Origin of the sequence: Bradyrhizobium sp. LLZ17 (assembly GCF_041200145.1) — a bacterium.
Taxonomy (GTDB): Bacteria; Pseudomonadota; Alphaproteobacteria; order Rhizobiales; family Xanthobacteraceae; genus Bradyrhizobium.
Genome location: NZ_CP165734.1, coordinates 7,536,734 through 7,555,658, shown reverse-complemented (window position 1 = coordinate 7,555,658; position 18,925 = coordinate 7,536,734). Strand labels below are relative to the sequence as shown.

Genomic DNA, 18,925 nt, shown 5'->3' with positions numbered 1-18,925 from the left:
TTCTAATCCAGGTTAAGCTTGTTGCATTTTGTGCAGCCGAAAAGGCTCTTGCCGCCCCACAGCATGATCTGAGCAGGAACGAACATACCCGCCGCACGTTCGCCGATCTACTTACGTTCGGCGCCGCTTGTGTCCTGGAGGGCTTCAATCCATGCATTCACGTCTTCAAGACAGGCGGCGCGTGCGCGTCGGCATCGTCGGTGTCGGCAATTGCGCGAGCTCCCTGGTCCAGGGGCTCACCTATTACCGGGACGCCGAGTCGAACGAGCCGGTGCCCGGGTTGATGAATGTCGATCTCGGCGGCTATCACATCAGCGATATCCAGATTGCTTCGGCATTCGACGTCAACGCAACCAAGGTCGGCCGCGATGTTGCTGAAGCGATCCTGGCCAAACCCAACAACACGCACCGCTTTTGCGCCGTTGCCGAGACCGGCGTGATCGTGCAACGCGGTCCCGTCATGGACGGGGTCGGCCGCTATCTCCAGGACGACATCCCGATTGCCGACGTTCCAGAGGCTGACGTGGCGGAAGTACTGGCGACATCACGCACGGACGTTCTGGTCTCCTATCTTCCCGTCGGATCGCAGCGGGCCAGCGAATGGTACGCCGCACGTGCGATCGAGGCCGGCTGCGGCTATGTGAATTGCATCCCGGTCTTCATTGCCTCGAATCCGGATTGGCAGCGGCGGTTCGAGCAAGCTGGACTGCCGATCGTCGGCGACGACATCAAGAGCCAGGTCGGCGCCACCATCGTTCACCGCGTGCTGGCCAATCTGTTTCGCGACCGCGGCGTCAGGCTCGACCGCACCTACCAGCTCAATGTCGGCGGCAATACCGATTTCAAGAACATGCTCGAGCGGGAGCGGCTGACCTCCAAGAAAATCTCAAAGACGCAGGCCGTCACCAGCCAATTCGATGTTCCCATGGACGCCGACAACATCCATGTCGGCCCGAGCGATCATGTGCCTTGGCTCACTGACCGCAAGCTTGCTTTCATCCGGCTCGAAGGCACGACCTTTGGCGGCGTTCCCCTGAGTGCGGAAGTCAAGCTGGAGGTTTGGGACTCGCCCAATTCGGCGGGTGTCGTCATCGACGCGGTCCGCTGCGCCAAACTTGCGATGGATCGCGGACAGGCCGGCGCGCTGACGGGGCCCTCGAGCTACTTCATGAAGTCGCCGCCGCGGCAGTTCACCGATGAGGAGGCCGGACGCCGGACACGGGCCTTCATCGCAGACAAGGCCTATACGTGATGGCGACGATCATTCACCTCGTCCGTCACGGTCATCACGCCCTGTTGGGACGGACGCTATGCGGCCGGATGAAGGGCGTCGCACTCGACGATCTCGGCTGTCAGGAAATGGCGCGTTGCGCCGACCTCATTGGGCCGCGGCCAAGCTTGATTCAATCGAGCCCGCAGCGGCGCTGCATGCAGTCGGCCTGCATCATGGCCGCTCGCTTCGGCCTCCCGGTCGAGATCGTGCCCGCCCTCGACGAGCTAGATTACGGCGAATGGACCGGGCGACGTTTTGAAGACCTCGGCCGCGACCCGCAATGGTCCAGCTGGAATACGCAACGCGGAGCGAGCCGTCCCCCCGGCGGCGAATGCATGCGATCGCTCCAGCGCCGCGTCGTGGACCATCTCGAGCAACTGCGAAGCGATCGAGGCGCCGACATCATTGTGGCGGTCAGCCACGCCGAGCCGATTCGGGCGGCACTCCTGCACTATTCCCGAATTGAGCTCGATGATTTCATCTCCATCGAGATTGATCCAGCCAGCATCAGTACGCTCACCGTCAAGAACGGTGGACTCACGATCACCGGCATCAACCAGCGGGTGTCTGCGTGAAAATCGTCATCTTCGGTCTGACCATCTCCTCCTCCTGGGGCAACGGCCACGCGACCTTGTGGCGCGGCCTCTGCAAGCATCTGGTGCGGCTCGGGCACACCATCGTGTTCTTCGAGCGTGACGTGCCTTATTACGCCGGAGCCCGGGATCTTTACGAACTGGCCGGTGGTCGCCTGACCCTGTTTTCGGATTGGGACGACGTGCGATCGGCGGCGAGAAGCGACATTCGCGACGCGGACGTCGCAATCGTAACTTCTTATTGTCCGGACGGGATCGCGGCGACCGAACTGATCCTTGCCGAAGGTCGCGCAGTCCCTGTGTTCTACGACCTCGATACGCCGGTCACTCTGGCCAAGCTCATGGCGGGAGAGACAGTGAGCTATATCGGCCAACGCGGCCTGAAGGACTTCGACCTGGTCCTGAGTTTCACCGGGGGGCCGCGGATCTCGGACGAGTTCCGGACCAGGCTCGGCGCGCGTCAGGTCGAGCCGCTTTACGGTCATGTCGACACCGACATTCACAGGCCGGTCTCGCCACAGCCGCATTATCGCGCTGACCTGTCGTATCTCGGGACGTACTCCGACGATCGCCAGCCAACGCTCGAAACATTGTTCGTGAGACCTGCACAGGCGCGGCACGAGCTGCGCTTTCTGATCGGAGGCGCGCAGTATCCCGACGCTTTCCCGTGGTCGCCGAACATCTATTTCGTGCAACATCTGCCGCCATCCGAACATGCGCCGTTCTTTGCGTCGTCTCGCCTGACACTGAATGTCACGCGACCGGCGATGGCGGAGATGGGTTGGTGCCCGTCTGGCCGACTGTTTGAGGCCGCGGCTTGCGGAGTTCCGCTCCTGAGCGACAACTGGCCAGGGATCGACGCGTTCTTCACTCCCGGCGACGAGATCCTGATCGCACGCGACGAGGCCGACACACTCGCCGCTTTGGCGATGCCCGACGCCGAGCTTCGAGGCATCGCACAGAAGGCGCGCGAGCGGGCCATGGACCAGCACACATCTGACAAGCGGGCCCGCGAACTCATTTCGTTGCTGGAACGAGCCGCATGTCGTGGCACGCGCCATCAACAACCCGAGGAGGCCTGACATGTGGGGCATCGTCCCGGCTGCGGGTCGCGGCAGCCGAATCCAGCCGCTCGCCTTTTCGAAGGAATTGCTGCCCGTCGGCAGCCGCGGAGAGGACGGCACCGACCGTCCCTGCGCGGTCTCTGAATATCTTCTGGAGCGTCTGATTTTGGGCGGTGCAGACAAGATCTGCTTTGTGATCTCACCCGGGAAGTCCGACATCCTCGAATATTTCGGCGACCATTATGGCAGCGCTCAGCTCGCCTACGTCGTGCAGCCGGAGCCAGCCGGATTGTGTGACGCAGTCTTCCGAGCCGGAACCGTGGTCGGCCGGGACGAGGACGTCGTGGTTGGTCTTCCCGACACTGTCTGGTTTCCCAAGGCCGCGTTGCAGGCTCTACCCGACGCCGACCTCTCCTTCCTGCTGTTTCCGGTCGAGCATCCGGAGTTTTTCGACGCTGTGATGCTCGACGGCGACGAGGTGACGGAAATCCAGGTAAAACAACCGGATGCCGGGTCAAAATGGATATGGGGCGCCTTTCGGATGTCCGCCCGAGGGTTCCGCCAGCTCCAGGCGCTCTGGCGTGAGCGCGATCGCAGGGACGAATATTTCGGCACGCTGGTCAATGCTTACCTCGCCGCCGGCGGTCGCGGCACAGGAGTGAAGGCAGGCGAATCCTATGTCGATGTCGGCACCATCGACGGCTATCGCACGGCCATGGCCCTTCTGGCTGGAAGCGGCACGGGGAACGGCCGCTCGCGATTGCGGTCCGGCGGATCCCCGGAGACGGCGCGCGCGCCGGCTATCACCAACGACGGAGCGGTTGCATGACCCGAAGCGCGCTTTCCCGTGACGAAATTCGCCGGCGCGTCGACGCGCTGGGTCCGTGGTTTCACAATCTCGATCTTGACGGCGTCCCGACCGCGCCCACTCATTTTCTCGGCGACTACCCGAACGTCAAATGGCGACGGTTCTCCGGCGTCATTCCCGACCGGCTCGAAGGAAAGACCGTGCTGGATATCGGCTGCAACGCCGGCTTTTACGCGATGGAAATGAAGCGGCGCGGCGCCGAGCGTGTGCTCGGCCTCGACACTGACGAGGAGTATCTAGAACAGGCGCGCTTCGCCGCGGAGGTCAATGGGCTCAGGATCGAGTTTCGCAAGATGTCGGCCTATGACGTGGGACAGCTCCGCGAAAAGTTCGATCTCGTGATCTTCATGGGCGTGCTATATCACCTGCGTCATCCGCTGCTCGCGCTGGACCTCATCCATGAGCACGTGGCCGGCGATCTCCTGCTGTTCCAATCGATGCTGCGCGGCGACGGTCAGGTCGACGTCGTCGACAAGAATTATGACTTCTGGACCACAGAACATTTCGACTCGGCAGGCTATCCCAAGCTCCACTTCATCGAGCACAAATACGCCGATGATCCGACCAATTGGTGGGTGCCCAATCGCGCCTGCGTCGAAGCCATGCTCCGCAGCTCCGGTTTCGCCATCACCGCACATCCGGAAGACGAGGTTTATCTCTGCAAGCGGACCGAGCGGCCGCAAGCCGACGGCCCCGTCTATCCCTTCGGGAGACCCGGCTGATGATCGAAGCTGCCAAGATCTGGAATGAACCCAACAACAAATCGCATTGGGACATTCTGATCGATCCCGATTGGGCGATGTTTGCTGGCCTCGCCACCGCCGCGGGCAATGCAATCCGTAGCGCGCATCCGACATTGCCGCGCGTGCTCGGCGGCATCTCGCCGATCGATCCGTCCTTCATCCGGAACATGCAGGCCCGCGGCGTTCTCGATCACGTCGATGCAGTGGCCGTGCACGGCTTTCCGCTGGACTGGAACCTGTGGAAGATCGGGGAATGGCCGGCCAAGCTGGACGAAATCAAAGCGGTCACCTCGCTCCCGGTCTGGGTGACCGAAGTCGGCGTGTCGTCCTTCGGTGCCGAAGAGGTGCAGGCGTGGGGTCTGTCGCGCACCGCAGAACTCCTGATCGGTCGCGCGCCACGTATTCACTGGTACAGCCTGTACGATCTCCCCTCCACCTGGGAAGCCACGACGCGGCACAAGGAGGCTGAGGGCTCCTCCTACTATCGCCATTTTCACATGGGGCTGCTGCGCGAAGATGGGACACCCAAGGCTGCGCTCGACCGGTTTGGCCCGTACGCTCGCGACATGGGCCTGTGCCAGTGGTTCCACTTCGAGGATCATCGCTTGGATGACGCGGTGCGCTGGATGCAGCGCCTCGGGGTGGCGCATCTCAGGACGGGCTTGTCGTGGGCCGATAGCTTCCGTCCCAACGCGCTCGATTGGTTCGACCGACAGATGGATGCCCTGGCAGAGTTTCAGGTGACGGTCACGTTCTGCTTCACGCCAGAACATCGAGGAGTAGCCCCTCACCACACGAGTCCGCCGCTTGACGTGAACGAATTCGCGGACTTCTGCGCGCGAATGGTCGAGCGCTACTGCGTTAGAACCGGCGTTTCGGCTCGCCCCTCGTTTCCTGGGCTAGCCGAGGAGGAGCGCGCATGCGTGCCCTGATCCTGGTGATGGATTCCGTCGGCATCGGTGGCGCCCCCGATGCCCAGCACTACGGTGATCAGGGCGCTGACACCGTCGGTCATATCGCCGACGCCTGCGCGCGTGGGCAAGCCGATAGCGAGGTGCGCGAGGGGCCCCTGCGTGTTCCCAACCTCGTGGCAATGGGCCTGGGTCAAGCCTGTCGACTTGCCAGCGGGCGTATTCCTCCAGGTCTCGACGGCTTCGCGCGTGAGCAATTCCAGTTCGGATGCGCAAGCGAGCTGTCGCGGGGCAAGGATACGCCATCCGGACATTGGGAAATCGCCGGCGTTCCCGTCCCGTTCGAGTGGGGCTATTTCCCGAGAACAAGACCTTGTTTTCCCGCCGAACTGATCGAGCAACTCTGTGCGGAAGCGGGGCTACCCGGCACATTGGGGAATTGCCACGCCTCCGGCACGGAGATCATCGCAGAATTCGGCGAGCGCCATATGCAAAGCGGCGAACCGATTTGTTACACCTCCGCCGACAGCGTTTTCCAGATCGCCGCACACGAAGAGGTCTTCGGGCGCGAACGCCTCTACGAGGTTTGTTCGATCGCGCGCAAGCTGATCGACCCGCTGAACATCGGCCGCGTGATTGCGCGGCCGTTCGTCGGCAGCTCCAGGCGGGACTTCAAACGCACCTCGCACCGCCGGGATTATTCCGTTCCTCCGCCAGAACAAACACTCCTCGATCTCGCGGAGAGTGACGGTCGCGACGTCGTCTCGATCGGCAAGATCGACGACATCTTTGCCCACCGCGGCACCGGCCGGAACACGCGCGGCGACGGCAACAATGCACTCTTCGACGCCACGCTCAAACAGCTGCGTGGGCTCGCAGACGGCGGTCTCTTGTTTGCGAACTTCGTGGATTTCGACACGACTTACGGCCATCGCCGCGACGTGACCGGATACGCCGCAGCACTCGAAGCCTTCGACGCACGCCTGCCGGAGTTGCTGGGGGCCCTGCGAAGTGACGATCTTCTCATCATCACCGCCGACCATGGCTGCGATCCGTCGTGGGGCGGAACAGATCACACCCGCGAGCAGGTCCCAATTTTAGCCCTGAATGCGACTCGAAACTCGCGCATCGGGCGGCGGACCGGCTTTGCCGACATCGGCGCGTCCGTGGCCGCGCATCTCGACCTGCCGCCGCTCCTCCAAGGCACCAGCTTTCAAGGCATCCGCTTTTGAAAAAGCGCGCCTGCGATTCACTCAGGTTATTGATCCAGGTTAGAGAAACTTTCGTTTGTACGTTTTCGAGGAACGAACATTCCTTGCACCGCTTCTAACTTCGAACGTGACTGGCGCGCGGGTCGCCCGACCAATTAGCAAAGCGCGCTTCCACTCTCATTCAGGTCGATCTCCCACGATCGGCCTCACGGTGCACGGAGCGGTGAATGACGCGGGTAATGATCACTGGAGGTGCGGGGTTCATCGGCTCCCATGCTGCCGATGTCCTCCTTGCGGCCGGCTACGAGGTCAGAATCCTCGACAATCTCTCGCCTCAGGTTCACGGCGGCAATCGTCAGCGTCCGGCCTATCTTGCCGACGACGCCGAGCTCGTGGTCGGGGATGTCACGGACGCACTTGCCGTCGAACACGCTCTGCGCGGCACCGACATGGTTCTCCATCTCGCCTCCGCCGTTGGCGTTGGTCAGAGCATGTACGACATCGAACCTTACGTCAGGACCAACGAGGTCGGCACAGCCGTGCTGTTGCAGGCGCTTTCCAAGCAACCGGTCGAGCGGCTGGTGGTGGCCTCGTCCATGAGCATCTACGGCGAGGGACTTTATTGCAGCGCCGACCACAGGGTCGTGGCCTGCGAAGAGCGGCCGATCGAACAGCTTCGCCGCGGCGAGTGGGAGTTACGCGACAGTTCCGGCCATCCGCTCGAACCCGTTCCGACGCCCGAGACAAAGCAGCCGTCGCTGAGCTCGATTTACGCGCTGAACAAATATGCGCAGGAGCGCATGTGCCTGATCACGGGCAAAGCTTACGGCATCCCCACTGTAGCCCTGCGCTTCTTCAACGTGTTCGGTCCGCGCCAGGCCTTGTCCAATCCCTACACCGGCGTGCTCGCCATCTTTGCCGCCCGGTTGCTCAACGGACGGTCGCCCCTCGTGTTCGAGGACGGCCAGCAGCGCCGCGACTTCGTCCATGTGCATGACGTGGCAAGGGCATGCCGCATCGCGCTCGAGGCCGAACACGCCCAGGACGTCTTTAACGTCGGCTCGGGCCAGAGCCGAACCATTGTTTCGGTGGCGCAAGACCTGGCCGAAGTGATGGGCCGGAGCGAAATCGAACCCGAGATCACCCGAAAGTACCGTGCCGGCGATATCAGGCACTGCTTCGCCGATATCGGCAAGTCGCGCGATCTGCTCGGGTTCGAGCCACATGTCGGCTTCAAGGATGGCCTCGAAGAGCTCGCCGAATATCTGGCGGACCAGATTGCCGACGATCAGGCCGAGCGAGCCACCAGGGAGTTGCTGCAACGGGGATTGGTCGCGTGATGACAGAGACCCGCGACAACAAACCAGTCCTCATCACCGGCGGCTGCGGCTTCATTGGCTGCAATCTCGCCGATCGGCTTGCGCAGCGTGGCGAGAGCGTTTTGGTGCTGGACAATCTCGCGCGCGCCGGGGTGCGGGAGAACGCGCAATGGCTGAGGTCCAGGCATGGCGAGAAGATTGCCATCACGGTTGCCGATATACGTGAGCCCATTCCGGTGATCGACGCGGTGCGCGAGGCGCGTGCCGTGCTGCACCTGGCCGCCCAGGTCGCGGTCACGGACAGCGTGAGCGATCCCGCCTCGGATTTCGAGATCAACGCGCGCGGTACGCTGAACGTTCTCGAAGCCGTCCGCCTGCACAACCGGCAGGCACCGGTGATCTTCGCCTCGACCAACAAGGTCTACGGCCGCCTGATCGAGGACAGCGCGATCACGCTCTCAGGTCGCCGCTACATGCCGACGGACGTTCTCCTGGCGGCCGGGGTCTCCGAAAATGCGCCGCTTGATTTCTATAGCCCTTATGGCTGTTCCAAGGGCACCGCGGACCAATATGTTCACGACTACGCCCGTGTGTTCGGTCTCCGGACCGTGGTGATGCGGATGAGTTGCATCTACGGCCCGCGCCAGTTCGGGACCGAGGATCAGGGCTGGATCGCGCATTTCCTGTTGAGCGCGCTCCGCGGAAACCCGCTCACGATCTATGGCGACGGCAAGCAGGTCCGCGATGCACTTCACGTCTCGGACGCGGTGAGCGCCTGGCTCGCTGTGCTCGACCGCATGGACTCGGTCCGCGGACGCGTGTTCAACCTCGGCGGTGGTCCCGCCAATGCGATCAGCCTGCTGGAATTGATCGATGCCATCACCGAGCTGACCGGTCGCAATGTCGCCTACAGCTTCGCCGATTGGCGTCCCGGCGATCAGCCCTGGTACGTCACCGACACAAGCGCGTTGTCCACGACTATCGGCTGGGCTCCGCAAATCGCCGTCACGGAAGGCCTCCGCTCGCTCCACACATGGCTCGACAGCCGTTTCGCATCGCCCCACGGCAATCGGGAGGCCATGGCATGACGCGCGTCGCCCTCATCAATCCCAATTGGGACTTCGGCGGCAGCATCTATTTCGGCTGCCGATCCCCTCACCTGCCGCTCGAGCTCGGAATTTCCGATCACTATCTGAAGGCGGCCGGGCACACGACCCTGCTGCTCGATGCGCACATGTTCGATCTGTCGCTGGCCGAGGTCGAGGCCGAACTGCGCGGCTTCGGTCCTGACCTGGTCGTCATCACGACGGCGCCGACCTATCTGTTTTGCGCTGCGCGCCGCCCGAGCTTCGTGTTCCACAGGAGCTTGCGCTGGCGATCCGAGACCTCGCCCCGGTGCTGGTCGCGATAGGTCCCCACGGCTCGACCACGCCGCGGGCGGCGTTGAAGAAGCTCGGCGTCGAGATCGTGGTGATGGGGGAATGCGAGATCTCCCTGCTTCGGCTGGCCAATGGCGAGCGCGACTTCGCCGGCCTGTGCTTTGCCGACGGAGCTTCGGTGCGGGTCAATGGAGGCCCCCAGGCGGTCGACTTCAAGGATCAGCCGCCGCTGCGCTGGCCGGACGAAATGGTCCGGCGCCATCACCACCACCATCACCGCTTTGAGGCCGAGCCGGTCGCTCCCGGCGCGGAAGTCGAAGCGTCACGGGGATGCCCATACAGCTGCACGTTCTGCGCCAAGGACAATTTTCGCAACGCCTATCGCAAACGTCCCCCCGCGATCATCCTCGATGAAATCGACTGCCTGCGCCAACAAGGCATCGAATATGTCTACTTCATCGACGAGATCTTTCTCCCGAACAGGGAGCTGCTGGAGGGACTGCGCGCGCGCGGGCTGAAGTTCGGCGTGCAGACGCGGATCGACCTCTGGAAACCGGACATGTTGGCATTGCTCGGCCAGGCGGGTTGCGTCTCGATCGAGGCCGGAATCGAGAGCCTGACGGTGGAGGGGCGCGCCGCGCTCGCCAAGAATTGCAAAATGACCACCGACCAATTGGCCGAGCGGTTGGTCGAGGCACGCCGTCACGTCCCGTTCGTGCAGGCCAACCTGATCGAAGTGCCCGAGGACGATGATCCGGTCGTGCAACGCTGGCGCCGCCAGATGCAGGATGCCGGCATCTGGGCCAATGATCCGGTGCCGCTCTACCCCTCATCCGGGCTCGCCGGATTACAGAAAGCTATGGGGCGAACCCGACGATTTCGCCTGGGAACGCGCGCATCAGCACTATCTCGCGTTGTTCGACCAGTTCAGCGACGTGCAGAACGACCGTCCCGTTCCCCTCGATGCTCTCGAACTTCAGGTCGCGCCATGAGCGGTCTCCCGGAGCTCAGGATCCTGATGACCACCGACACGGTGGGTGGGGTGTGGACCTATTCCTGTGGCCTCGCCAAGACTTCACCGAAGCCGGCGCCGAGGTCACCCTTGTGACCCTGGGTCCCGGCGCGCGCCAGATCAGCTGGCCATGCTGCATGAGTCCCGGGTGCGCTTGATCGAGACGGACCTGGCGCTTGAATGGCAGGATCCTGAAGGGCAAAACATCTCGGACGCGCGGCGCGTCCTTGCCGGCCTCGAAGCCAAACTCAGGCCCGACCTTGTTCATCTCAACAGCTTTCGCGAAGCATCCTTCGGCTGGCGCGCGCCAACCGTGGTCGTGGCACATTCCTGCGTTCGCTCCTGGGCGCGGGCCTGTCGGGACAGCGCGTGGCTGGAGGAGCCGCGATGGCGCCGCTACACTGAGCGGGTCGCGGCAGCTCTCGATAATGCTCAAGCGTGGGTGTGCCCGAGCCGTTCGTTCCACAGCGAGATCGCGGAGATCTACCGTCCCCACTCCCCGGGCGCGGTGATCTGGAACGGGATCGCACCCGGCGCTGCCGGTGGGCGAAAACAGGAACTGATCTTCGCGGCGGGTCGACTTTGGGACCGCGCCAAGAACATCGAAGCTCTCGCGGCCGCGGCACCTGGTCTCCCTGGCCCGTCCAGGTCGCGGGACCGGCCGATGCAAGCCCGTCGGCTGCTGTGAGCTGGCTTGGACAGTTGCCGCACGAGGTCATGCGCGCACACCTGCAGCATGCCGCCATCTTTGTCAGCCCGGCACTGTACGAGCCGTTCGGTCTGTGCATCCTCGAGGCCGCGGCCGCGGGCTGCGCGCTTGTCCTGTCCGACATTCCGACGTTCCGGGAATTGTGGAGCGGAGCTGCGCTGTTCGTCGATCCCGCCGACCGCCAGGCGTTGCATCGTGCGCTCGCGCATCTCTGCACCGACGAACGTGAGCGCACCCGGCTGCAACGTGCCGCTTATGAATACTCGCTGACCTATTCGCTGGCGCGGATGACCAGCGCGTATTTGAGGCTCTACGAAGGGCTGCTCACATCTCGGCGCGCAACGGCGCCGGATGATGCCATCGAGGTGCGCGCATGAAGTGCGTCCTGTTCTATCACGCGTTCAGCTCCTGCTGGAACAACGGCAACGCGCATTTCGTGCGCGGCTTCGCGCGCGAGCTTCATGCGCTCGGTCACGAGGTCGTCGTCTACGAACCCGTTGACGGCTGGAGCCGGTTGAATGCCATGCGAGAGGGCGGCACGCATGCGATGGACGAGATTCCGGCGCTGTTCCCCGGCATCGACGTTCGTCATTATGACGCTTTCCTGGATCTCGCCGAGGCACTGCACGGCGCCGATCTCGTGATCGTTCACGAGTGGAACTCGCCCGATCTGATCGCGCAGATCGGGCGCAGGCGTGCGCAAGGCGCGTCCTTTACGTTGCTGTTTCACGACACCCATCACCGCGCCGTCAGTGCGCCGGAAGAACTGGCGCAGTTCGACCTCGATGGGTTCGACGGCGTGCTCGCCTTCGGTGAGGTGCTCCGGCAAATCTATCTGAAGCTCGGCTGGGCCGACAGGGCCTTCACGTGGCACGAGGCGGCTGACGTCGCGCTGTACCGTCCGTTGCCGCACATCGCGCGCACCGATGATTTGATCTGGATCGGCAATTGGGGCGACGGCGAACGAAGCGCCGAACTCAACGAATTCCTGGTTGAGCCGGTGGCTGAACTGAAGCTGCGCGCAAGCGCCTATGGCGTCCGCTATTCGGATGCGGCGCTCGAGACGATATGGGCCGCAGGCATCCGCTATCGAGGCTGGCTGCCCGCGCACCGGGCTCCCGCAGCCTTCGCCAGCGCACGCGCAACGGTGCATGTGCCGCGCGGCCCCTATGTCCGATCGCTTCCAGGCATCCCGACCATTCGCGTGTTCGAGGCGATGGCCTGCGGCATCCCGTTGGTATCCGCACCTTGGTCGGATTCGGAAGGCCTGTTCCCCGACGGCAGCTATTTCAGCGCTGCCAATGGAGCGCAGATGAAACGTACCCTGCGCATGCTTCTGGCTGACCGCGAGCTATCGTCCGCCACAGTGGAAGCCGGCCTCCGCGTGATCAGGGAACGTCACACCTGCCGCCATCGCGCGGAACAGCTTCTCGGCATCGTGGACAGCATCCGGATCTCGGGCCAGCCGCAGCAGCGGCCATATGTTGGAGCCGTCGCATGAAGATCTGCTTCTTCGGATCCAGCCTGGTTTCCTCGTACTGGAACGGCGCCGCAACCTATTACCGTGGCATGCTGAAGGAAATCGCGGCACTCGGGCACGACATCACCTTCTTCGAGCCGGACGCTTTCGAGCGCCAGGCGCATCGCGATATCGCGGATCCCGATTGGGCGAAAGTCGTCCTCTATCCGGCAACACCCGATGGCTGGCAACGCAGTATCGAGATGGCCGCGAAGTCGGCCGACATGCTGATCAAGGCCAGCGGCGTCGGCGTGTTCGACCAGGAATTGGAGATCGCCGCAGCCAACATCCCGTCGAAGGCGCTGCGGATCTACTGGGATGTCGACGCGCCCGCCACGCTCGAGGCGATGGCGAACGATCCGCAACATCATCTCCGCCGTGCCATCCCGTCCTACGACATGGTGCTGACCTATGGCGGCGGCGACGGCGTCGTATCCGCCTATCGCGCCGTGGGTGCCCGCGACTGCGTCCCGATCTACAATGCGCTCGATCCCGCCACGCATTATTCGGCGCCGCCGAAGCCGCGGTTCTGTTGCGATCTTGGCCTGCTGGCGAACCGCCTGCCTGATCGCGAGCAGCGCGTCGAGACATTCTTCATCGATGTTGCACGTTCCTTGCCGACAAAGACCTTTGTGCTCGGCGGCTCCGGTTGGGAAACCAAGGACACGCCTGCCAATCTGCGCAAGGTCGGACATGTCGGAACCGGCGACCACAACGCATTCTTCGGCTCAGGCCTCGCCACACTGAATGTCAATCGCGACAGCATGGCACGCTACGGGTTCTCTCCACCCACGCGAGTCTTCGAGGCCATCGGCGCCGGCGCCTGCCTGATCACCGATCAATGGGACGGCATCGATCATTTTCTCGAACCTGGCCGCGAGGTCCTGGTGGCCTCGACGGGCGCGGAGGTCGCGGACCACATCAGCTCTCTGAGCCCGGATCGCGCGCAGGCGATCGCCGGCCGCGCACGGCTGCGCATCCTCGGCCATCACACCTATCGGCACCGCGCGCGCCAGTTCAGCGATCTATTTGTCGGAAGCAGTTCGCGAATTGAGGCAGCAGAATGAAGCTCAACATTGTCGTCATCGGTCTTTCGGTCACGTCGTCCTGGGGCAACGGTCATGCCACGACCTATCGCGCCCTGATCGAGGCCCTGGCGCAACGCGGCCACCACGTCACCTTTCTGGAGCGGGACGTGCCGTGGTACCGAAACCATCGCGATCTGGTGAACCCTTCCGCGTGGAACGCAAGCCTCTACGAGTCCCTGAGTGACATTCCACGCCGCTTCGGCCAACTCATCCGTGGGGCCAATCTGGTGATCATCGGCTCCTTCGTCCCGGACGGCATTGCGATTTCCGAATGGGTCACGAGCCAAGCCCAGGGCATTACCGCCTTCTACGACATCGATACGCCGGTCACGTTGTCCCGGCTCGAAGGAAATCTGGACTATCTTTCTGCCGCGATGATCCCGCGTTTCGACCTCTATCTCTCCTTCTCCGGCGGTCCAGTTCCGCAGATGATTGAGGAGACTTACGGCAGTCCTCTGGCACGGGCGCTGTATTGCAGCGCCGATACGCGGGTATACGCGCCCCAGCAGGCCGAGCCGAAATGGTCTCTGGGCTATCTCGGGACCTACAGTGACGACAGGCAACCGGTCCTTGAAGAATTGCTTCTCGCGCCTGCCCGCGCCCTTCCGTCCGAGCAATTTGTGGTCGCGGGGGCACAATACCCCGACGATATCACCTGGCCGGACAACGTGTTCCGGATCGAGCATCTCCCGCCACAACGGCATCCGATGTTCTACTCGGAGCAGCGCTTCGCCCTGAATGCGACCCGCGCAGACATGCGCGCTCTGGGCTTCTCTCCGAGCGTTCGGCTGTTTGAAGCGGCCGCCTGCGGCACGCCGATCATCTCGGACAAATGGCCGGGGCTCGAGACCATCTTCAAGCCGTCGCAGGAAATTCTGCTGGTCTCGAGCCCGCGGGACGTCGTCGAGATCTGCGCGACATGCCTGAGGAACGCCGTCGCACCATCGCAGCGAACGCGAGACGGCGAGTCCTCGCCGAGCACACGTCGTATCACAGAGCCGAGCAACTGGAGGCCTATTATCTGGAAGCACTCGCGCGGCGTCGACGCAAAGCAGGAAGATTGTCCGAAATCCGGCCGGTGCAGGTCGCCGAGTTCTGAAAGGAGAGTGCCATGACGTTCCAGACCCGCATCAATGCGCCCCGTAGCTCCTCCGCGGTCTTGATTGCCGGAGGGGCCGGCTTTATCGGATCGCATCTCTGCGACGCCTTGCTGCAGCATGGCAACACGGTGATCTGTGTCGACAACCTGTTTACCGGCACGACTGACAACATCAGGCCTCTGCTCAACCATCCGAATTTTCGCTTCATCGAACATGACGTGCGCGACCCGCTTGACGTCGACGAAGACGTCAGCCGGATCTACAGCCTGGCCTGCCCGGCGTCACCGCGGCATTATCAGAAGGATCCGATCGGCACGATGAAGACGTGCGTGATGGGGACTCTCAACATTCTGGAACTCGCGCTCAAGAAGGGGGCTCGCGTGCTCCAGGCATCGACCAGCGAGGTCTATGGCGATCCCGAAATTCATCCCCAGCCCGAGTCCTATCTCGGCAACGTCAATCCGATCGGCCCGCGCGCTTGCTATGACGAGGGCAAACGGGCCGCAGAGACCTTGATGTTCGACTACCACCGGATGTACGGCGTCGAGATCAAGATCGCCCGCATCTTCAATACCTATGGACCGCGCATGCTCGAAAACGACGGCCGGGTGGTCTCGAACTTCATCGTGCAGGCGCTGCGAGGAGACCCCATCACGATCTATGGACGCGGAACTCAGACCAGGAGTTTTTGCTTTATCGAAGACCTCGTGCGCGGACTACAGCTGTTGATGGAGAGCCACGCCTCCGTCACCGGTCCGTGCAATCTCGGAAACCCGCACGAGGTCACGATCGAGGCAATTGCCCGCGAGGTTCTGTCATACACCCATTCTGACCCCCGCTCCGCTTCCGAGGCGCTGCCCAAGGATGATCCCAAGCGGCGCAAGCCTGTCATTAAAACGGCCGAACGGGCATTGGGCTGGCGTCCGCGCGTGCCGCTGAAAGAGGGCCTTCAGGCGACGATCGCCTATTTTGCCCTTCGCATCGCAACCGACGCGCCGGCACTAGTGCCGGCAATCGCAACCCGAAAGACCGGGCGGATGGCACGCGGCAGACTGACGATCGCAGATCAGCGCTAATGAGACGAGACACGTATAGGACCAGATCACGCGACAAAGCTTCTTCATGAACGAAGTCACAGACGAGTGGTGGAAGTCCGCGGTCATTTATGAACTGGCGCCCATTTCCTTTCAAGACTCCAATGGAGACGGCAGGGGAGATCTGCCCGGCCTTTTCTCTCGCATTGAGTACCTCGCCTGGCTCGGCGTCGATGCCCTCTGGCTTACGCCGATCTACAACAGCCCATTCCGCGACTTCGGCTACGACATTTCCGACTTCCGCTCGGTCGACCGCACGTTCGGCAGCCTTGACGACATGGATCGGCTGATCGCCAGGTTGCACGAATTGAACATCAAGCTCATTCTCGATCTCGTGCCCAACCACACGTCCTGTGATCACGAGTGGTTCGTTGAGAGCCGTGCCTCCCGCGACAATCCAAAGGCCGATTGGTACATCTGGACCGAACCGGCCGAGACAGGCGGTCCGCCCAACAACTGGCTCAGCCGCTTCGGTGGCAGCGCGTGGCAATGGTGTGACGCCCGAGGCCAATACTATTACCATTCATTCCTGGTCGAGCAACCCGACCTGAACTGGCGAAATCCCGACCTCCGGGCGGCCATTGCAGACGTCATGCGGTTCTGGCTGGATCGCGGCATCGATGGTTTCCGCGTCGACGCCAGCGCCGTCTTGATCAAGGATCACCTCCTTCGCGACAATCCGCCCGCCCCACAGGCCGAAGACAAGCCGCCGCCGCAGCGATTCACGCCGGTCTTCACCGACGATCGGCCGGAAACGATGCAATGCATCGAGTTCATTCGCGAGACGATCGATCGCTACGACAGCAGGCTGCTCTGCGGGGAAGTTCAGGGCAAGACGGACCGCATCGGTCATTTCTACGGAACCGAGCGGCCACGTCTTCATCTCCCGCTCAACTTCGCGCTGCTCGACTGCGATTGGGACGTGCTCGCGCTGCAGGCGGCGATCGACGCTTACATGAATGCTCTGCCCAAGGGCGGCTGGCCGGTCTGGGTCATCGGTGGTCACGATAAGCAACGCATCGCAAGCTCGATCGGACAAGCGGCGATGCGCACGCTGGCGATGCTGCTGATGACGCTGAAAGGTACGCCTTTCTTTTTCATGGGCGACGAGATCGGCCGCGAACGCGTTCACATCCCCGATGATCGGATTGATGATCCTTTCGAGAAGCTCGTCAAAGGCTACGGTCTCTGCCGCGATCCCGAGCGAGCCCCGATGCGGTGGGACGATAGCCCAGCGGGCGGCTTCACGACCGGCACGCCCTGGCTACCATTGGAGAAAGACGGTGCCCGCAATATCGAGCAGCAACGACGCGACGAACGCTCTATCCTGCATCTGTTCCGGAGCCTCATCGCGGTGCGGCGAAAACACCGGGCCCTGCAGCGCGGCGAGTATCACCCCGTCCGCGCCCGCCACAACATTCTAGCGTTCAAGCGTTCTCTGGACCAAAGCGAGCTGCTTATTGTCCTCAACATCGCGGCCGAGCCTCGCAGGTTTGAAGGGGACTGTCGCGGGAATGTGCTGCTGTCGACGCACCCGGACCGGTCCCCACCAACTGTCGAACCGGCGTCGGTCCTGCTCCGGGCCAATGAAGGTGTCATCATCGAACTTGAGAGGCCAGGGGGTCCAGCGGGCGCCGCAACCGCCCAATAGGAGCGGAGCCTCACAACAACGACGCGTTGTAGGAACGAAGGGTTGGAGGCCCCGTTGTCGCGCCGTCCACTCCTCGTGCCCCGGAAATTCCCATGTATCACCACGTCAAGAAGCTCATGTTCACCGTTCGCGTCGATGAACCCGATCCGCGCTTTGGCAATATGTTGCTCGAGCAGTTCGGCGGCGCCAACGGCGAACTCGCCGCCGCAATGCAGTATTCCATTCAAGGCCTCAATTGCGAAGACCCCGATCGCAAGGACCTGCTGATGGACATCGGCACGGAAGAATTGAGCCATTTGGAAGTTGTCGGCAGTCTCGCGCGAATGCATCTGGCGCCGTCCAAGTTCGACCGCCAGGCCGCGGAGACGGATCCGCTCATCGCAATCGCCGGCGGCGGCGGGGTCAATCTGTTCAACTCGCAAGGAAATCCCTGGACTGCCGACTATCTGAAGATCACCGGCGAACTCGACGTCGACCTGCGAAGCAACATCGCGGCCGAAGCGCGTGCCAAGATCGTCTATGAACGGCTGATCAATTTCTGCGATGACGCCGGTTCCAAGGATGCGTTGCAGTTTCTGATGACGCGTGAAATCACGCACATGAAGGCGTTCGCGGCTGCGCTCGAGAGCCTGGCCAAGCCGGCATTCAGCGTCGGCCGGATTGCACCGACACCGGGTCTGGTCAATCAGTTCTTCAACGACTCCACCGGAACGGGCGACCATGGCGAGATCGACACGCGCGGTCCGTGGAACGAAGGTGGCGAATGGGTCTTCACCGAATCGCCCGCATTGCAGAGTGCGGAGCCCGGCGCCGCGACCCCGATCGTCACGGAAAGCTCACCACCGGTCGACGAGGCAGGCTTGACCGAGCTCCTCTTGCATGAGCTGAGGGACATCCTGCACGCGGAGAAGCAGCTGACCAAGGCTCTGCCGAAGATGGCCCAAACTGCTCGGTTTGACCAGTTACGGGAGATTTTCGAGCAGCATCTGGCCGAAACGGAAGAGCAGATCGAGCGTATCAATCAATGTTTCGCGCTTCTGGGCGAGACCGCCCGCGCCAAACCCTGCAAGGGCATGATGGGCCTCGTCGAGGAAGGCAAGGAGGTCATGGAGGAGAGCGAGAAAAAGGAAGACGCGGCCGCCGACCTCGCGCTGATCGCTGCCGCCCAGCGGATCGAGCACTATGAGATGGCCGGCTACACCACCGCCCGCAACCTCGCACAGCAACTCCGACACAGTGCGATTGTGGCATTGCTTTCCAAGTCGCTCGCCGAGGAAGAGAATGCCGACGTCCTGCTCAATCAGGTTGCGCGATCGCTGATGTCCGTCGCCAAGATGCCCGCCACTTTGGAACAGGCCGAATCCTAGGACGAAGCGACGGCGAAACCGAAA

16 protein-coding genes and 2 pseudogenes are annotated in these 18,925 nt (G+C 62.6%); all 18 read left to right on the top strand.

Features of this window, described 5'->3' with window-relative positions:
• Positions 1 to 151 precede the first annotated feature (151 nt).
• The gene (locus AB8Z38_RS35925) at positions 152 to 1,252 is read left to right on the top strand and encodes an inositol-3-phosphate synthase (protein WP_369722257.1); all 1,101 of its coding nucleotides are present in this window, start codon (positions 152 to 154) and stop codon (positions 1,250 to 1,252) included.
• Positions 1,252 to 1,848 carry a histidine phosphatase family protein gene (locus tag AB8Z38_RS35920; protein WP_369726691.1) on the top strand — a complete coding sequence of 199 codons (597 nt, stop codon included), beginning with the start codon at positions 1,252 to 1,254 and terminating at the stop codon, positions 1,846 to 1,848. Before AB8Z38_RS35925 ends, AB8Z38_RS35920 begins: the two co-directional genes overlap by 1 nt.
• A complete protein-coding gene (locus AB8Z38_RS35915; RefSeq protein ID WP_369722256.1) occupies positions 1,845 to 2,948 on the top strand; it encodes a glycosyltransferase in 1,104 nt (367 codons plus the stop codon). Before AB8Z38_RS35920 ends, AB8Z38_RS35915 begins: the two co-directional genes overlap by 4 nt.
• Position 2,949: 1 nt before the next feature.
• A complete protein-coding gene (locus AB8Z38_RS35910; RefSeq protein WP_369722255.1) occupies positions 2,950 to 3,759 on the top strand; it encodes a nucleotidyltransferase family protein in 810 nt (269 codons plus the stop codon).
• Positions 3,756 to 4,520, top strand: a complete 765-nt coding sequence (locus AB8Z38_RS35905) for a TIGR04290 family methyltransferase (RefSeq protein ID WP_369722254.1) — start codon at positions 3,756 to 3,758, stop codon at positions 4,518 to 4,520. Before AB8Z38_RS35910 ends, AB8Z38_RS35905 begins: the two co-directional genes overlap by 4 nt.
• Entirely contained in the window at positions 4,520 to 5,473 is a 954-nt protein-coding gene (locus AB8Z38_RS35900) for a beta-xylosidase (RefSeq protein WP_369722252.1), read from the top strand. Before AB8Z38_RS35905 ends, AB8Z38_RS35900 begins: the two co-directional genes overlap by 1 nt.
• Positions 5,461 to 6,684 carry a phosphopentomutase gene (locus tag AB8Z38_RS35895; protein WP_369722251.1) on the top strand — a complete coding sequence of 408 codons (1,224 nt, stop codon included), beginning with the start codon at positions 5,461 to 5,463 and terminating at the stop codon, positions 6,682 to 6,684. Before AB8Z38_RS35900 ends, AB8Z38_RS35895 begins: the two co-directional genes overlap by 13 nt.
• A 206-nt stretch (positions 6,685 to 6,890) precedes the next feature.
• Entirely contained in the window at positions 6,891 to 8,003 is a 1,113-nt protein-coding gene (locus AB8Z38_RS35890) for an NAD-dependent epimerase/dehydratase family protein (protein ID WP_369722250.1), read from the top strand.
• Entirely contained in the window at positions 8,003 to 9,070 is a 1,068-nt protein-coding gene (locus AB8Z38_RS35885; protein ID WP_369726690.1) for an NAD-dependent epimerase/dehydratase family protein, read from the top strand. The genes AB8Z38_RS35890 and AB8Z38_RS35885 overlap by 1 nt, the downstream gene beginning before the upstream one ends.
• Positions 9,067 to 10,353: pseudogene (locus AB8Z38_RS35880) on the top strand (TIGR04295 family B12-binding domain-containing radical SAM protein). Before AB8Z38_RS35885 ends, AB8Z38_RS35880 begins: the two are co-directional and overlap by 4 nt.
• A gap of 168 nt (positions 10,354 to 10,521) precedes the next feature.
• Positions 10,522 to 11,061: a glycosyltransferase family 4 protein gene (locus tag AB8Z38_RS35875; RefSeq protein WP_369722249.1), complete on the top strand. Its 540-nt coding sequence runs from the start codon at positions 10,522 to 10,524 to the stop codon at positions 11,059 to 11,061.
• A 29-nt stretch (positions 11,062 to 11,090) separates the two neighbouring features.
• Positions 11,091 to 11,459, top strand: a complete 369-nt coding sequence (locus AB8Z38_RS35870; RefSeq protein WP_369722248.1) for a glycosyltransferase — start codon at positions 11,091 to 11,093, stop codon at positions 11,457 to 11,459.
• A complete protein-coding gene (locus tag AB8Z38_RS35865; protein WP_369722247.1) occupies positions 11,456 to 12,583 on the top strand; it encodes a glycosyltransferase in 1,128 nt (375 codons plus the stop codon). Before AB8Z38_RS35870 ends, AB8Z38_RS35865 begins: the two co-directional genes overlap by 4 nt.
• Positions 12,580 to 13,668, top strand: a complete 1,089-nt coding sequence (locus AB8Z38_RS35860; protein ID WP_369722246.1) for a glycosyltransferase — start codon at positions 12,580 to 12,582, stop codon at positions 13,666 to 13,668. The genes AB8Z38_RS35865 and AB8Z38_RS35860 overlap by 4 nt, the downstream gene beginning before the upstream one ends.
• Positions 13,665 to 14,788: pseudogene (locus AB8Z38_RS35855) on the top strand (glycosyltransferase). Before AB8Z38_RS35860 ends, AB8Z38_RS35855 begins: the two are co-directional and overlap by 4 nt.
• A gap of 12 nt (positions 14,789 to 14,800) precedes the next feature.
• On the top strand, positions 14,801 to 15,865 hold the full coding sequence (locus tag AB8Z38_RS35850; RefSeq protein WP_369722245.1) for a UDP-glucuronic acid decarboxylase family protein: 1,065 nt from the start codon (positions 14,801 to 14,803) through the stop codon (positions 15,863 to 15,865).
• 46 nt (positions 15,866 to 15,911) lie between these two features.
• A complete protein-coding gene (locus tag AB8Z38_RS35845; RefSeq protein ID WP_369722244.1) occupies positions 15,912 to 17,534 on the top strand; it encodes an alpha-amylase family glycosyl hydrolase in 1,623 nt (540 codons plus the stop codon).
• Between the two features lie 92 nt (positions 17,535 to 17,626).
• A complete protein-coding gene (locus AB8Z38_RS35840; protein ID WP_369722243.1) occupies positions 17,627 to 18,901 on the top strand; it encodes a DUF892 family protein in 1,275 nt (424 codons plus the stop codon).
• Positions 18,902 to 18,925: the final 24 nt, after the last annotated feature.

Excerpts from the sequence above, each read along its gene's own strand:
- AB8Z38_RS35870 (WP_369722248.1), top strand. The coding sequence starts at position 11,091 with ATGCGCGCACACCTGCAGCATGCCGCCATCTTTGTCAGCCCGGCACTG.
- AB8Z38_RS35840 (WP_369722243.1), top strand. The coding sequence starts at position 17,627 with ATGTATCACCACGTCAAGAAGCTCATGTTCACCGTTCGCGTCGATGAA.
- AB8Z38_RS35925 (WP_369722257.1), top strand. The coding sequence starts at position 152 with ATGCATTCACGTCTTCAAGACAGGCGGCGCGTGCGCGTCGGCATCGTC.
- AB8Z38_RS35905 (WP_369722254.1), top strand. The coding sequence starts at position 3,756 with ATGACCCGAAGCGCGCTTTCCCGTGACGAAATTCGCCGGCGCGTCGAC.
- AB8Z38_RS35895 (WP_369722251.1), top strand. The coding sequence starts at position 5,461 with ATGCGTGCCCTGATCCTGGTGATGGATTCCGTCGGCATCGGTGGCGCC.
- AB8Z38_RS35900 (WP_369722252.1), top strand. The coding sequence starts at position 4,520 with ATGATCGAAGCTGCCAAGATCTGGAATGAACCCAACAACAAATCGCAT.
- AB8Z38_RS35885 (WP_369726690.1), top strand. The coding sequence starts at position 8,003 with ATGACAGAGACCCGCGACAACAAACCAGTCCTCATCACCGGCGGCTGC.
- AB8Z38_RS35860 (WP_369722246.1), top strand. The coding sequence starts at position 12,580 with ATGAAGATCTGCTTCTTCGGATCCAGCCTGGTTTCCTCGTACTGGAAC.
- AB8Z38_RS35910 (WP_369722255.1), top strand. The coding sequence starts at position 2,950 with ATGTGGGGCATCGTCCCGGCTGCGGGTCGCGGCAGCCGAATCCAGCCG.
- AB8Z38_RS35845 (WP_369722244.1), top strand. The coding sequence starts at position 15,912 with ATGAACGAAGTCACAGACGAGTGGTGGAAGTCCGCGGTCATTTATGAA.
- AB8Z38_RS35865 (WP_369722247.1), top strand. The coding sequence starts at position 11,456 with ATGAAGTGCGTCCTGTTCTATCACGCGTTCAGCTCCTGCTGGAACAAC.
- AB8Z38_RS35890 (WP_369722250.1), top strand. The coding sequence starts at position 6,891 with ATGACGCGGGTAATGATCACTGGAGGTGCGGGGTTCATCGGCTCCCAT.
- AB8Z38_RS35850 (WP_369722245.1), top strand. The coding sequence starts at position 14,801 with ATGACGTTCCAGACCCGCATCAATGCGCCCCGTAGCTCCTCCGCGGTC.
- AB8Z38_RS35920 (WP_369726691.1), top strand. The coding sequence starts at position 1,252 with ATGGCGACGATCATTCACCTCGTCCGTCACGGTCATCACGCCCTGTTG.